The organism is Aminobacter sp. MET-1 (assembly GCF_026521175.1).
GTDB lineage: Bacteria > Pseudomonadota > Alphaproteobacteria > Rhizobiales > Rhizobiaceae > Aminobacter.
Genome location: NZ_JAMSHL010000003.1, coordinates 121,932 through 136,440, shown reverse-complemented (window position 1 = coordinate 136,440; position 14,509 = coordinate 121,932). Strand labels below are relative to the sequence as shown.

Annotated in this window: 14 protein-coding genes; 6 read left to right on the top strand and 8 right to left on the bottom strand. The window is 65.4% G+C overall.

Annotation, left to right across the window (positions count from 1 at the left end):
- Positions 1-71: 71 nt before the first annotated feature.
- Positions 72-2,240: a right-handed parallel beta-helix repeat-containing protein gene (locus NDO48_RS05650; RefSeq protein ID WP_267321060.1), complete on the bottom strand. Its 2,169-nt coding sequence runs from the start codon at positions 2,238-2,240 to the stop codon at positions 72-74.
- A 244-nt stretch (positions 2,241-2,484) separates the two neighbouring features.
- A complete protein-coding gene (locus NDO48_RS05645) occupies positions 2,485-2,748 on the bottom strand; it encodes a DUF2798 domain-containing protein (RefSeq protein ID WP_267321059.1) in 264 nt (87 codons plus the stop codon).
- A gap of 229 nt (positions 2,749-2,977) precedes the next feature.
- On the opposite strand from NDO48_RS05645, the gene NDO48_RS05640 reads away from it, so the two are divergent.
- Together NDO48_RS05640 and NDO48_RS05635 are read left to right on the top strand one after the other, a co-directional pair.
- Positions 2,978-3,589, top strand: coding sequence for a LysE family translocator (locus NDO48_RS05640; protein WP_267321058.1), 612 nt, complete (start codon positions 2,978-2,980; stop codon positions 3,587-3,589).
- 10 nt (positions 3,590-3,599) lie between these two features.
- Positions 3,600-4,070 (top strand): GNAT family N-acetyltransferase, encoded by a 471-nt coding sequence (locus tag NDO48_RS05635; protein ID WP_267321057.1) that lies wholly within the window; start codon positions 3,600-3,602, stop codon positions 4,068-4,070.
- 59 nt (positions 4,071-4,129) lie between these two features.
- On the opposite strand, the gene NDO48_RS05630 is transcribed toward NDO48_RS05635, so the two are convergent.
- Positions 4,130-4,975: an N-acyl homoserine lactonase family protein gene (locus NDO48_RS05630; RefSeq protein WP_267321056.1), complete on the bottom strand. Its 846-nt coding sequence runs from the start codon at positions 4,973-4,975 to the stop codon at positions 4,130-4,132.
- Positions 4,976-5,148: 173 nt separating this feature from the next.
- Here NDO48_RS05630 and NDO48_RS05625 point away from each other — a divergent pair, with 173 nt between their 5' ends.
- The 3 genes from NDO48_RS05625 (at position 5,149) to NDO48_RS05615 (ending at position 6,844) form a co-directional block, all read left to right on the top strand.
- Entirely contained in the window at positions 5,149-6,030 is an 882-nt protein-coding gene (locus NDO48_RS05625) for a helix-turn-helix transcriptional regulator (protein WP_267321055.1), read from the top strand.
- A 136-nt stretch (positions 6,031-6,166) separates the two neighbouring features.
- On the top strand, positions 6,167-6,460 hold the full coding sequence (locus tag NDO48_RS05620; RefSeq protein ID WP_018428832.1) for a GYD domain-containing protein: 294 nt from the start codon (positions 6,167-6,169) through the stop codon (positions 6,458-6,460).
- 93 nt (positions 6,461-6,553) lie between these two features.
- A complete protein-coding gene (locus tag NDO48_RS05615; protein WP_018428831.1) occupies positions 6,554-6,844 on the top strand; it encodes an HlyU family transcriptional regulator in 291 nt (96 codons plus the stop codon).
- Between the two features lie 111 nt (positions 6,845-6,955).
- Here the strand turns inward: NDO48_RS05615 and NDO48_RS05610 are convergent, their stop codons facing one another.
- A complete protein-coding gene (locus NDO48_RS05610; RefSeq protein ID WP_018428830.1) occupies positions 6,956-7,573 on the bottom strand; it encodes a TetR/AcrR family transcriptional regulator in 618 nt (205 codons plus the stop codon).
- A 68-nt stretch (positions 7,574-7,641) separates the two neighbouring features.
- On the opposite strand from NDO48_RS05610, the gene NDO48_RS05605 reads away from it, so the two are divergent.
- On the top strand, positions 7,642-8,067 hold the full coding sequence (locus NDO48_RS05605) for a VOC family protein (protein ID WP_018428829.1): 426 nt from the start codon (positions 7,642-7,644) through the stop codon (positions 8,065-8,067).
- Between the two features lie 514 nt (positions 8,068-8,581).
- Here NDO48_RS05605 and NDO48_RS05600 read toward each other — a convergent pair.
- From NDO48_RS05600 to NDO48_RS05585, 4 genes are all read right to left on the bottom strand, one after another.
- Entirely contained in the window at positions 8,582-10,483 is a 1,902-nt protein-coding gene (locus NDO48_RS05600; protein WP_267321054.1) for an autotransporter outer membrane beta-barrel domain-containing protein, read from the bottom strand.
- Positions 10,484-10,701: 218 nt separating this feature from the next.
- The gene (locus NDO48_RS05595) at positions 10,702-11,151 is read right to left on the bottom strand and encodes a hypothetical protein (RefSeq protein WP_267321053.1); all 450 of its coding nucleotides are present in this window, start codon (positions 11,149-11,151) and stop codon (positions 10,702-10,704) included.
- A gap of 16 nt (positions 11,152-11,167) precedes the next feature.
- Positions 11,168-11,698, bottom strand: a complete 531-nt coding sequence (locus NDO48_RS05590; protein ID WP_267321052.1) for a TIGR00645 family protein — start codon at positions 11,696-11,698, stop codon at positions 11,168-11,170.
- Between the two features lie 385 nt (positions 11,699-12,083).
- Positions 12,084-14,411 carry an OmpA family protein gene (locus tag NDO48_RS05585; RefSeq protein ID WP_267321051.1) on the bottom strand — a complete coding sequence of 776 codons (2,328 nt, stop codon included), beginning with the start codon at positions 14,409-14,411 and terminating at the stop codon, positions 12,084-12,086.
- Positions 14,412-14,509: the final 98 nt, after the last annotated feature.

The following is a 14,509-nucleotide window of genomic DNA, read 5'->3' as shown; positions in this document are numbered from 1 at the left end:
CCACCATTCCTCACCCCACAAGGCGAGAAGGAACCGCGCCACCGAAAACCGCTGCGCAGTTTTCCTGGAGGTCAGCGGCAGGTGGTCTTGAGCCTGCTTGCCTCGAGTTCGCTGCCGTTGAGCCTGAGCACCGCGCCGCCGGTCTGGGTCAGCGCGGTGCCTGACCATGCGCCCTGGTCGGCGAGGCAGTCGAGCGGCGTGCCGACGACTGAGACGTCGCCGCGGATGTTTTCCGCCGGGCCGGAGAAATAGAGGCCCGCGGTGCGTGCGCCTTCGACGCGGAAGTTCTCCAAGGTGATGTCCTTCACCGGGCCGCCGAGGAATTCCCACTCGCTGCCATAGATATAGGCGCCATAGGTGCCGGCATTGGTGACGGTGACGTTCTTCAGGTGAATGTCGGACACCGGATTGAAGAAGACGCCGGCATTGCGCGTGCCGTCGATCCTGAGCCCGTCGACACGCACATTGGTGGTTTTCGCCTCCTCCGGCAGGGTCGAGGCCGAGACCAGCATCAGACCGTTGATGCCACCCAAAAGCGTCATGTCGCTGATCGTCACGTTCGAGGTGCCCTGCAGCACCACCAGGTCCATGTCGAGGCCCTGCTCGGAATTGTCGACCGTCACCTTGTTCATCTTCACGTCGTCGGCTGCGACCAGAAGGATGCCCTCGCGGCGCGACCTGGAGATGGTGACGTTGTCGATGACGATGTCGTGCGCGGCATTGGCGATGACGGGCGGCCAGTCGCTGTCGTCGATCCGGCTGCCGGCGAAGATGCCGTAGGTGACGCTGTCGATGACGGTGTCGCGGACCGTAAGCCCGCTGGTGCCGAGCGCGGCGATCGCGGCATGGGGGGCGAGGTTGGGCCGGCCGACGGCGAATTCGCAGGCTGTGTTGCTGTTGCAGATGAAGAGGTCGTGGATATTGGCCCCCTCGATGGTGGCGCCGACGACATTGTCGAGACGGATTCCGTCGCCGGCCGTCCTGGAAATGTCGACATCGCGGATCGAAATGCCGGACGCGCCGTTCGCGGCGATGCCGGCCAGGCCGCCGGTGATGGCGAGGCTCGATATCTCGCTGCCCGATGCCATGGTGACGACATTGGCGGCGGCATTGGTGCCGTTCAGCGTCGTCGCCTGGCCGGCGTTGCGGAAGGCGGTCTCGATGCGGCTGTTCTGGCCGCGCACGCCGATGACGCCGCCGCCGCCGAGCATGTGCTGGCCGGCGCCGAGCTGCAGGGTCTGGGCCAGCGTCATCGTGCCATTGGCGAGCACGAGCGCGTTCTGGCCGGCAGCGGCGAGGGCTGCGTTGATCGCCGCAGCATCGCCCGATGCGGCGTCGACGGTGATCACCTGACCGACCGCCTGGCCGCCATGGACGAACTCGGCTGCCTCGACCGTACCGTTGCCGTCGGCGTAAGTGCGGACGAAGTCGCTGCGCTCGATACGCTGGAACAGCGGATCGAAGGCCGCCTTGCCGGTGCGGTTCGAGCCGCCGAGCGGCACGCGCAGGCGCGCGGTCAGGCCGAATTCGGTCTTCTTCTCGTTGTCGTGGGACACAGAGGCGCCGAGCGTGAAGGTCGAGCCGGAGACGCCGGGCAGGCCGGCGAAGCTGACTTCGGTGCGCGCCTTGATGCCAAGCGTGTCGTCGAGGCCGCGCGCGCCGTCATACCAGTAGGCGCCGCCAAACACCTTCATCTCGGCATTCATGTCTTGAGGGAAGACGGGCAGGCGCATGCCTGCTTCGGCGTCGGCGCCGGTGCGGGCGAATTCGCGTCCGGCCTGGAATTTGAGCTCGCTGCCGGAAACGAAGGCATGGCTCAGCTCGGCTGCGACCTTGTCGCCGCCGAGCGGCAGGTAGATGTTGGCGCGCCCTTCATAGACAGGCCCGAGCACCTCCGCGCCGAAGGACAGCTGGTTGAAGCTGTTGCCGTGGTCGCTGTTGAAGACGTCGAAATAGCCATAGCCACCCAGCAGCCAGCCGTTTTCGATGCGATGGCGATAGCCCATGCCGAACGAGGCCTGCCGGGCCGAGCCCTCGACGAAGCTGCCGCTGGCGTCGAAGAACAGCGCATCGCCGCCATCGAGCAGGAAGGGCAGGAACACGCCGAGGCCGCCGGTGCCCTGTCCGTAGGCGAGATTGCCGTCGAATTCGAGGATGGGCTGCTGGGCTTGCGCGAGGGCATGGCTGGAGAGGGCGGTGCCGGAAACCAGCGCCGCTGCAAACAGGCTCGAAAATTTCATGATCTTTATGTGGGCTTCCGGTTGAACGGCGTTCGAATATTATACATGAGTAGAAGAGTCCAGTTTTAATCTGGGCCAGATGTCGACGGAGCTTGTTGTGCCAATTCAATGGGTTGGCGCGCGGGGATGGTTTTGCCGCGCGCGCCGTTGCGGACGCTGGGGCAGGTCGGCGCAGGCAAAGCCTGTGGAAAAGAGCCGTGTCGGCCGGGTGGAGGCAGGGCGGCAGGCGCCGCCCTGACTGAGGTCACGATGTCCTGGGAGCCTCGACGACCAGCGCCACGATGCGGCGGACGAGCGGCAGCACGAGGAGCAGGGTGGGGAACGCCACCAGCCACGACAATGCCCAGGCGGACGGCCAGGTGGCGAGGAAGGCCGGCGTCGGGCCGAGGCTCTTCAGCGTCGAGATGGCAGAGACCATCGAGGTCATCAGCACCGACAGGACGAGTGGCATGACGAGGGCGGCATAACGCGCCGGCAGCTTGCGGCGCGGCTTCGGATGGAAGGTCATTGGGGATATTTCCTGGAAACGGCATCGATCACGAGAGCGCAAGACATGGCATTCCTCCCGGTCGGGCCGGTTGAATGCGTTGCTTGACGTGAGACGCTTACGGCGTGCGCGTGGCGCAGCGGCCCGTTCCTAGTGGGCCTTTCCGGAAAAGGCAAGGCGCGCGAAATCGGGTGGCTTCCGCCACGTGACGGCTTCAACTAAGTTCGTCGCATTCCAAGGGGAGAGAGCCGTGTCGATCGAATTCCTGCTGACCACGCTGATCATCGTCGCTTCGCCGGGTACCGGCGTGGTCTACACGCTGGCTGCGGGGCTTTCGCGCGGCGGCAAGGCAAGCGTGCTTGCCGCCTTCGCCTGCACGCTCGGCATCGTGCCGCATCTGGTGGCCGCCCTTACCGGCCTCGCCGCGTTGCTGCATGCCAGCGCGCTTGCCTTCGAAATCGTCAAATATGCCGGTGTCGCCTATCTGCTCTACATGGCCTGGCAGAGCCTGCGCGAGAACGGCGCGCTCAAGATCGACGACCAGCCCGATGCCCGCAGCGCCCGCCAGGTGCTGGTCGACGGCGTGCTGATCAACCTGCTCAATCCCAAGCTGTCGATCTTCTTCGTCGCCTTCCTGCCGCAGTTCATCCGGCCGGGCGAGCCGAGCGTGCTGCTGCGCATGCTGGAGCTGTCGGGCGTGTTCATGGCGGCGACCTTCGTCATCTTCGCCATCTACGGCCTGTGCGCGGCTGCCGTGCGCGACAAGGTCACCGGCAGCCCGCGCGTCATGGCCTGGATGCGCCGCACCTTCGCCGCAGCCTTCGTGGCGCTCGGCGCCAAGCTGGCCCTGACCGAGCGCTGAGGTCCCCATCATGGTGTTCCGTATCGACCGCGAAGATCCGGCGACGCCGGAGGTGATTGCACTGCTCGAGGATGGCGACGCCTATGGCGCCTCGCTCTATCCGGCCGAAAGCAACCACTTCCTGCCGCTGGACGCACTCAGGGCCGACAATGTGCATTTCGTCGTCGCGCGCGACGAACAGAATGCGGCCGTCGGCACCGGCGCGATCGCGCTTGCCGATGACGGGGCCGAAGCGTGGGCCGAACTCAAGCGCATGTGGGTGGTGCCTGAGGCCAGGGGCAAGGGCCTGTCGAAGGCGATCCTCGGCGACCTGGAAGTGCGCGCCCGGGGGGCTGGGTTTGCGCTGCTGCGGCTGGAGACCGGCATCGCCAATCACGAGGCGCTGGCGCTTTATGAACGTACCGGCTTCATCCGGCGCGGACCCTTCGGCGACTATCGCGAAGACCCGCTCAGTGTGTTCATGGAAAAGCGCCTCGACTGATCCGGAGAGACGCCGCCACGGAGGGCGGGCAGGGCGCAGCGTCTGCGCCCTGCCTGTCGTTATCTGGCGCTCGCCGGGAAGGCCGGCAGCTTTGCGATGTCTGAGGCGTCGTGCTGGACGACGAGCGTTGCCTTCAGCGCCTTTGCCATGTCCTCGAGGCGGTCCATCGAAGCCAGGCTTTCGGCGCGGTCGAAATTGAACGGCGGCACGCCGTGGTTTGCGAACTGCTCCTCGAAATGGACGGTGTCGCCGCTGAGCAGCACCGGCCCGGTCGCGGCCAGCCGGACCAGCAGCGAATAGCTCGACGGGGTATGCCCCGGCGTCGCCAGCATCACCACCGAGCCGTCGCCGAAGACATCCCTGTCGCCGGTGACCGTTTCGACCCTGGCGCTGCCGTCGAGCCATGGCTTGACCAGCGCCGGATCGACCCCGAAACCGGGTGGTTCGGCGCGGAAGCCTTCGAGATCGGCCTTGCCGATCAGCATGCGGGCATGGGCGAAATCGGTTGCCTGGCCGACATGGTCGAAATGGTTGTGGCTGATGCCGACCGTCTCGATCTTGTCGGGTTCTATGCCGATCTCGGCCAGCTGCTCCCTGATCGTCCTGGCGAGCGTCGGGGCCATGGGGCTGGCCTCCTGGGCGGCGCCGAGCAGGGTCGCCGGCAGGCCGGTGTCCCACAGCATGTAGGCGCTGTCGTGCCGGATCAGGTAGCAGCTGTCGGTCAGCGTGCGCGCCTCGCCCTGGTAGCGGAAGGTGTCGGAAAAGGCCGAGAGATCGCTGACCTTGATCGAACCGCAGTCGAGCCGCCAGAGCTCGACATCGGCGGCCTGTGCCGCGCCGAGGGCCGGGAACGCCATCAGGGCGGCGAAGACGATCTGACTTTTTCTCACGTGACGTGGTCTCACTGGATATCTCCTTGCTTGCGGGGCCGGCCGGCCTGAAAGCCGTGGCACCGCGATCTGTGCGGCGCGAAGATGCTGGAACGCCGCCGGCGAGATGTGCCGCGATGTCGCTTCCGATGTGCCCGAAACGCTCGAACTGCGGTCGACATGGTCGCCGGCGGCGCTAGACTGCCGGCATGACGTCGCTGATCGAAATCCCCGGGCAAACCCATGCGCAGCGCCTGCTGCACCTGTTGAAGCCGCTCGCCATGGCCAGCCGCAATGCGCGCGGTCCGGGCCTGCACAGTCATGCGAGCCAACTGTTCAGCTATTGCTGCGTCGAGCGCGAGCGGCTCACAAGCGTGGTGTCGGAGACCAGCCGGATCGGTATCGTGCTGTCGGGCGAAAAGGAGTTCTGGCTGGGCGATGCCGGCCAGCGTTTCGTCGCCGGCGACGTGTTCGTGCTGCCGAAGGGGCAGGCCTTCGATGCGGTCAACATCCCGTCAGAGGCGAATGGGCTCTATGAATCGCTGCTGGTCGACGTCACCGAGGTGCCGCGCTGGGTGATGGAGATGAGAGGGGCGCGGGCGCCCTCCGGCTTCGACCTCAGGGTGCCGCTCGGCGGCGAGCTCGTCGATGCGCTCGGCCATGCCGCCATTTCGCTCAGCGCCTCCGACCATGCCGACGCGCTTGCCGGCCACAGGCTGGCCGAGGTCCTGATGCTGCTGCGCAAGGTGCCGGCGGCCGCCTGCCTGTTCGAGCAATCGCTGGCCGAGCGCGCCACCTGGCTGGTGGCGGCGGCGCCGTCGAAGCGCTGGACGGCGGCTGGTATCGGCCGGGAGCTTGGCCTGGGCGCATCGACGCTGAGGCGCAAGCTCGGCGAGGAGGGGACGTCGCTGCGCCAGGTTCTGGCTGTGGCGCGCATGCGGCTGGCGCACGACATCCTGGTGCGGGGCGAGGGCAACATTTCGGACGCCGCAGGCATTGCCGGCTACGCCTCGCGCTCGCATTTCGCCAGGCGCTTTGCCAGCGTCTACGGCACCACGCCGGCGGCGGTGCGGCTGGGCGAACGCGTCTGAAAAAGCGCCTGAATTCGGCTGCTTGCGCAGTCCCGCCCGGGGGAGGATAATTCGGCGTCGGACGCATTTTGAGGGCAATGACCCGGTGCCTGCCCCGGCCTTCCGCCGTGCGCCGTGGCACCGGAGGGAGGTTGCCATGACGACTTACATCATGCTGATCAACTGGACGGACCAGGGCATGCGCGATGTCAGGTCCTCGCCGAAGCGGCTGGACGCCGCCAAGAAGCTGCTCGGCGAAATGGGCGGCTCGTTCAGGCAGTTCTACCTCACCATGGGCGAATGCGACATGGTGGCGGTCGCCGAGGCCCCCGACGATGCGGTGGTGGCGCGCTTTGCGATGATGCTCGGCCAGGGCGGCAATGTCAGGACGCGCACCATGAAGGCGTTCCCCGAGCTCGCCTATCGCGAGATCATCGCCTCGATGGGATGAGCACATGAAGTCAGGCCAAGTCACGGCCAGTCCAAAACGCCTCGACTGAATCAAGACAAGCGTCTAAGCTTCGGAAAACAAAGGGAAGAACCGATGTCGTTTCTGAAGAGGCTTTTTGGCGGTGGCGGTGCGAGCACTGAGCCGGCTGCAACGGCGGTCGCCAAGGAGATCGAATATAAGGGCTTTTCGATCAAGGCCACGCCCTACAAGGAAGGCGGCCAGTTCCAGACCTGCGGCCTGGTCGTCAAGGAGGTCGACGGCGTGATCAAGGAGCACAAGTTCATTCGCGCCGACCGTTTCGCCGGGCTCGACGACGCCGTCGAGGTGTCGCTGACCAAGGGCCGGCAGCTCGTCGACGAGCAGGGCGACGGCATTTTCGGCTGACGCCCGAAGACATCTCCGACAACATGTTCGGCAAGGGCCCGGCCATGCGCCGGGCTTTTTGCCATCCAGAAGACCCTGTTCCGGTCGCGATTTCCGGGCGGAAAACCGCGTTCACGCCGTTGCTGGACCGGCATTTGCAGGCACAATCAGGCCGTCGATGACGGCCGATATCACCTCCAGCTGCTCGCCGGCATCAGCACCGGCATCGATGGCGAGCGCGGCGCGGTCGAAGGCAGCGGCCAGTTGCCCGGTGAGCGCCGAAAGCGGCAGCTTCTTCATCGCCCCCAAACGCATGGCGATCGCCAGGCCCTCGCGCAGGGTGCGGTTGCCGTGGCGGGCGTCGATCTCGTCCATGCCGGCGCGGCCGAGCACGGCCGGGCCGTCGAGCAGAAGCAGCCGCGTGCGGCCGGGCGCCTGCATGGCCTCGAGATAGGCCCGGCTGCCCGACATCAGCGCCTGGCGTGCGTCCAGCGCCTCGGGCGCGGCATGCTCGATCTCGGCGGCGACGGTTGCCGCTTCCTCCTCCGCCACGGCGCGGAACAGCGCCTGCTTGTCTGTGAAGTGGTGGTAGAGCGCGCCGCGCGTCACCCCGGCGGCGGCGACGATCTCGGGCGTGCTCGTCTCGGCATAGGATTTTTCGGCAAACAGCCGGCGCGCGGCGGCGATCAGCTGGGCCCGCGTCGTCTCTGTGCGGTCGCGGTTGGAGCGGCGTTCCGTTCTCTCTTGCATACATGCAGCCTGTATGTTAATTGCATCTACATACAGACAGTATGTTTTTTGAGAGGAGAAGGAAAGCCATGAAAACGACGAGCTACTATCCCGTGCTGATGACCGGTGACGTCGCCGGCACCGCGGCCTTCTACATCGAGCATTTCCGCTTCGAATCGCTGTTCGATTGCGGCTGGTACGTCCATCTGCGCTCGACCGAGGACAAGCGGGTCAATCTCGCCATCGTCGACGGCGACCACGAGACCATCCCGGCCGAGGGCAGGGGGCGCGCCGCCGGCCTGTTGATCAATTTCGAGGTCAAGGACGTGGATGGCGTGCATGACCGGCTCGTTGCCGCCGGCCTGCCCATCCTGCGCTCGCTGCGCGACGAAGCCTTCGGCCAGCGCCATTTCATCGTTGCCGATCCCAACGGCGTTTTGATCGACGTCATCAAGCCGATCCCGCCGACCGGCGAGTTCGTGGCGCTGTATTCACCCGATGTGGTGCCGGCGTGACGTGGCTGGCAGGCATGGAGGCGCCGCAGGGCGCCTCCATGCCATGTCGTTTGAGGGTCAGAGGGCGCAACCTTTCCTTCTCCCCCTGAGGGAGAAGGTGGATCGGCGCGCAGCGCCGAGACGGATGAGGGGTGTTGGCGGAAATGAGGCGGTTCCGGACGAAAGCTTGCTTGAAGCGCCGCGTTCCGTCCAGCACCCCTCATCCGCCCCTTCGGGGCACCTTCTCCCACAAGGGGAGAAGGGGAAGGTCGCACCTCCCGGCCCTCCGCTACGGCTCCGGGCGTTCGTCGTTGGAAAAGCCAAATCGTTGGCTTTTCCTGGCCTTCGGCCACTACTCCTCACCCCACAAGGGGAGAAGGAAAGATCGCGCCGTCTGGCTTCTCCAATTCCCATTAGCCTTCGGTCAGCACACTTAGAGCGTTTCCGCTTTTCTTCGAATTGCGGAAACCCTCTATCTCTTTGTTTGTGCACAATTCCTGATGGAAAACCGCTGCGCAGTTTTCCTGGAATTGCTCTAGAGCTTGCCTGAAAGGCCGATCTTGAGCGTGTGCTGCTCCCGGTCGGCGCCGAACGATGCGGCGTAGCTCGAGGTCAGCCCGATGCGTTCGCCAAGATCGACGGCAAGTCCCGCCTCGAAGCGGCCAAAGGCGCCTTCGCCTGTTTCAAGCTGGCTCAGGAACGAAGTTGCCGATGTCGTGTAGCGGGTCGAGATCGCGCCGTCATCGCCGAGAAAGGCAGCGCCGAGGCCGAGGCTGCCGAAGCCGCGCAGCGTCGTTCCGCCGGCGAGCTGCCAACTGCGGGACAGGCCGACGCCGGCAAACGTCTCGAGCCGGTCGACATCATAGGACGGCACGGCGAGATTGGCCGCGCCGGCTCCTGTCTCGGTGTAGTCGTTTACGTGTGTGCGGAGGTAGGACAGGTTGGCGAAGGGCGTGACCTTGGCCCAGGCCATGTCGAAGTCGTGCGCGGCGCCAAGGCGGGCGCCCAGGCTGTAACCGTCGACGTCGGCATTGGCCGTTCCCGCCCCGGCCGCGCGGGCGTAGCTCCAGCGCTCCGACGATGCCGACAAGCGTGCGTCGAACATGGTGCCGTTCGGCGCCTGCCAGCGGGCATAAGGCGACAGCGTGAACTGCGTGTTGTCGAGGTCGGAATAGACGCCGTCTATATCGCCATTGCCATGTCCGTAGCCGCCGGCGAGGCCGAGCAGAAGCTCCGGCGTCACGGCATGCTCGATGCCGAGGCCGGTGACATAGCCGCCGAAATCGAGGTCGCCGGCCGAAAATGTCTGCGAGCCCACGGTGTAACCGCCGAACAGGAACGCCTGATCGCCCTCGAAGCCCGAAATCCTGACCTTGCCGCCGGCATCGCTGACCGAACGGGCCAGCGCGGCAGCGCCGTCGGATCCGTTCGCGGCGTCGTCGGATGCATAGTGCAGGGCGCCACTGGCGATCTGGGCCGATACACCTCCGATCCAGGCTGCGTCGCGGTTGAGCAGGATGTCGTAGGCTTCGTGGACGCGCTGGGACAATGCGACCAGGCCGCCGGCGGCGGGCAGCGAGCCGTCGATGGCGACGTTCCAGTTGATCAGGCTCTGCACCTGCGCTGCAGTGAGGCCGGCAAAGATCGGGCTGTTGACGAAGAGCTCCGCCTGCTGGATGGCCAGGGCCACGTCGGCTGCGTAGAGAGAACCGTCCGTATCGTCGTCTCGGTCGGTGTCGCCGAACAGCAGGTTTACGTTCATGATCGAGACGGTCTGCCCTGGCGCAACGGCGATCGGGAAAACGATGAAAGGCTCGTCGTCGCCGTTGGCGAAGGACGTCGTGAGGGCAAACGCGTACTGGTTGTTGCCGTAGAGATGGGCGATGACGGGGTCGTTCGAGCGGTTGCCGGGGAGACGGTCGCCGGTCACGAAAAAGCCCTGGCCGACGCTGTGAATGTAGGTGCCGCCGTCCGAGCCGAGATTGCCGCCAAAGACGATATTGGCCTCGATGACGGCGCCGGTGTTGTTGGTGAAGCTGTCGAACCAGCGAACCGAATTGCCGGGAAGTTCGGGTATGGCGGCGTAGCTCTCGGTCTGGCGCCAGGCAGCCAGCCCATTGAACCCGGTGGCGTAGGAGGTGACGTTGGAGAGACTGCCGCCGGCGGCGCTCTGCGAACCGTACAGAATGCCCCAGGTATCGTAGGCGTCGCTGACGGAATCCGAGCCCGCTTCTTCCGCAGCGCCGGCTTCATTCCTGTCGTCGAGTGCTGCGTCGTATCCTGTGCCGATATAGGAGTCCGAGCTCAACTCGTCGCAAATTCTGGAGTTGCAGATATCGAAGGTGATCGTGCTTTGGCCCGCCTCGGACGAAGCCATGCCCAACAGAAGGGCTGCGGCCGACACCGACGTGCCGAACCCGAATGTTCTCAAATTCATCAAGTTCCCCAAAAGTCTTGTAAGTATATGCAGAATCTATTCTGCAACCCGGCCCAGATGTCTGTTAGCGCTCTGGTCGAATATATACCAGGGCTAAATTACAAAAAACTTCCGGATACATGTGCACGTCTTGGTTGCGTGGTATCGAGGCGCAAGCTGTAATTGCTCGGCAGCCCTTGATGGGTGCGTGGCTGCGCGTCGGCGCCGGCCCGGGCAGCCTAGCGGCGCCTGTCGCTGAAGAGCAGCGTGGCGCCCGTCGCGGCCAGGACGATGCCGACGATGAAGGGCGGGATGAAATAGGCCAGGGCCTCGGTGTCGTGCCAGGCAAGGCGGAAGCCGTTGCACCCCGTCGGCGACATGCCGCAGGCGAAGGCATTGAGCCAGATCCAGCCGGCAAAGGTGGCCGCGCAGAGCAGGGCTCCGAAAACGACCAGTGCATAGCTCAGCAGGCGCAGTGGAGCCTCCCTGACAAGGCGTGGCAACAGGAACGGAGACGGCTTCCGTTCGATATCTGTCTGCCGGAAAAGATTGAACAAATTCAGCCTTGTCGACGCATCTGCTGCGAAACTGAATCCGTCCGAGCCTAGAGCGTTTCCGCTTTTCTTCGAATTGCGGAAACCCTCTATCTCTTTGTTTTGCGCACTTCCGGACGGAAAACCGCTGCGCACTTTTCCTGGAATTGCTCTAGATGCTCGGGCCGTCGTCGCCCCTCTTGGCGCCCTTGGTCAGGCCGGTGAGGCGGTCGATATAGGCAAGCAGCAGGGCCGACAGCACGAAGGTGAGGTGGATCAGCGTCAGCCACATCAGCTGTTCGGAGGTGTATTGCTGGTGGTTGAGGAACACCTGCAGCAGATGGATCGACGAGATCGCCACGATCGTCGAGGCGACCTTGATCTTGAGCGAGCTGATGTCGATGGTGCCGAGCCAGTGGACCTCGCCGTCATGGTCGTCGAAGCGGCTGACGAAGTTCTCGTAGCCTGAGATGATGACCATCACCACGAGCGAGGCGACAAGTGCCGCATCGATCAGCCCCAGCACCTTCAGGATGGTGTCGGTGTCGTCGAGCACCATCACCTTGACGGTGAAGTCGTAGAGCTTCTTGACGAAGGACAGGGCGTAGATGCCGAGCGCTACGGCAAGGCCGAGATAGAACACCACGAGCAGCCAGCGCGAGGCGAGAATGACGGATTCGATGGCGAGTTCGAGGCGTTTCATCAGACGTCCGAAGTTTTGCGGTTTGGGGAAAACTGGCGATTGGGTGAGGAATTGTGCCGCACGAATGCAACAGGCGGCCGGATAAAACAAGGCCCGGCCGCTGGAGGGGGGATTCGGCCGGGCCTGTGTCTCCTAATGGTGCCGGAGACGGACGGGGCAGGGAACCACGTCACGTTCAAGGTGGCATCAAAATCCAGCGAATCAATGGCGAAAGCCTGTTGCTCGCGTGATTGTTACCGGCGGCATCAGGTCAAATGTGGCAGCCCCGGCCGGGGCAAAACCCTGCCGGGGCTGGTCTTTACAGGCACGGGCACGATGACGAACTGAATCATCGTGCCCGTGCAACCCTTTGTTTCCGCGCGGAAACCTCCGCGCGGACGCGCCCTCAGTTGGCGTTGGCGCTGGCGACCGGCGCCACCAAAGGCGTGATGCGGCGGATGGCGACGCGGCGGTTTTCGCGCTCGCGGGCCTCCGTCTTCACCTTGAGGTAACGCTCGCCATAGCCTTGCGTCGTCAGGTTCTCCGGCGGGATGCCGAAGACATTGGTCAGCGCATCGGCAACGGACTCGGCGCGACGATCCGACAGCGCCAGGTTGGCGACATCGGAGCCGACGGCGTCGGTGTGACCCTCGATCAGGAAGGTCTCGGCCGGGTTCTTCTTCAGGAGCTTCTCGATCGCGTTGGCGACGCCCTCGAGCTTGGCGACCTCGTCCTCGGAGATCGAGGCCGAGCCGAACTCGAAGTTCAGCGTGTCGAGATCAACGCGCCGGGCAATGTCGCGGACACGGGCCGAACGCTTGACCTCGTCGACCGAGTAGAGGCGCTTGACGCGCTCCACCGGCGGACGCTCGAGGAAGTCATAATAGGCCTCGGGATCGTCAACATATTGCGCATCGAGGATGTATTGCTGGCGCGGGATGCGCAGCTGGAGCGGGGGCAGGTCGAGGCCCGGATCGCGCCATTCGTCCATGTCCTGGTAATACTGGTCGTCGACGTAGTTCAGCACATATTCGCGGCCGTCCGGCGTGATGCGCGAGCGGCGGACGATATCGCCGTAGCGGTTGCGCACGGTGATGATCTGGTTGCCGTTGTCGCGGACGATGACCTCGCGCGTGCGTCCGCCCGGCAGCTCGTCATAATAGACCTCCTGGGCGTCGCGCGTCATGCGCGGCCGGTCGTTGCTCTCGACGATCACCTGGTTGTTGATCTGGATGATGATGCGGTCGCCGATCTCGCGCAGCACTTCGGTGCCTTCCGGCCGCGGACGGCGGCGGATGTCGAAATCGGGAGCCTTGTCGAGGCGGGTGCCCTGTTCGGCGATGACCGGCTTGATCTCGACCGGCTGGGCCGCTTCCTGGGCGGTCTTGTCGTCGGTGGGCGGCGGTCCGAGATCGACAGGCTGCGGCTGCTGGGCAGGCTGTTCGCCCGTCTGGCCCTGTTCGCCTGATTTGCCGGGCTTGCCGCGCGCCGGCTTCTGGCCGGCCTCGACGGGGGCGACCTCTTCCTTCTGGCTGTCGAGGATCGGCGCATCGTTCGGATTGGCCGGCTGCTCGCGCTGCATGGTCGGACGTTCTTCGACCTGCTTGGCCGGCTGTTCGCCCGTTGCGGGCTGCTCGGCGGTCGCAGGCTTTTCGCCCGTAGCCGGCTGTTCGGCAGTTGCAGGCTTCTCGCCTGTTGCTGGCTGTTCCGCCGTGGCCGGCTTTTCTGCCGGCTGGCCAGACGACTGTTCGCCGGCCGGCTTTTCGCCCTCGGCAGGCTTTTCGGCCGGCTGTGCGCCCTCGGCAGGCTTTTCGCCCGTTGCAGGCTGTTCCGTCGCCGGCTGCTCGGCAGGCTTGTGCTTGCCGGGCTTCTTGCCCTCGACTGGGGTTTCGCCCGACGGGGTCGGGGTGGGAACCTGCTCGGGCGTCACCTCTGCCGGCTTTTCCGCCGGCTTCTCGGCCTGCGGCTGCGGTTCGGGCTGAGGCGCCACCTCGGGCGTCTCGACCGGCTTGGTTTCCTCGGCCGGAGCCTTTTCCTTCTTGTTGTGCTTGGGCGCCGGCTGCTCGGCCTGCGGTTCAGGCTGGGGCGCTACCTCAGGTGTCTGGGCCGGCTGTTCGACAGGGGCCTCGGCTGCCGGCTGGCGCTTCTTGTGCTTGGGCTGCTCAGCCTGGGGCTGTTCGGCCTGTGGCTCGGGGGCCGCCTCCTGGGGAGCGGCTTCCTCGACCGGCTGACGCTTCTTGTGCTTGGGTTGTTCGGCCTGCGGCTCGGGAGCGGCCTCCTGCGGGGCTGCTTCCTCGACCGGCTGGCGCTTCTTGCGCTGCGGCTGTTCGGCCTGCGGCTCGGGGGCAGCTTCCTGCGGGGCTGCTTCCTCGACCGGCTGGCGCTTCTTGCGCTGCGGCTGCTCGGCCTGCGGCTCGGGGGCAGCTTCCTGCGGGGCTGCTTCCTCGACCGGCTGACGCTTCTTGCGCTGCGGCTGCTCGGCCTGCGGTTCGGGCGCCGGCTGTTCGGCCTGCGGCTGCTGGCGGGGCTCGGGCGCCTGCTGGCCGCCGCCCTGGCGCGCGGCGCAGGCCTCGGCCGATTCGCCTTCCTGGCATTCGGCCTGCACGCGCACCAGCGGCAGTGCCTGACTGTTCGTCGATGCCATGCCCGATGGCAGCGGCATGGCGCCCAACGGCGCGGACGCCATGAACAGGCCGATAGCCGTGCCTGCGAGAATCCGTGGTTGGCGTTTCATTGCTGGAAGTCTCCTCAAAAGGTGTCCCGTCCCCGCCCAAACAGGTGGAACCGGTAATGGTTCCGCCCGCCAGTCGCATCGTTTAGGGGCATTTGCCC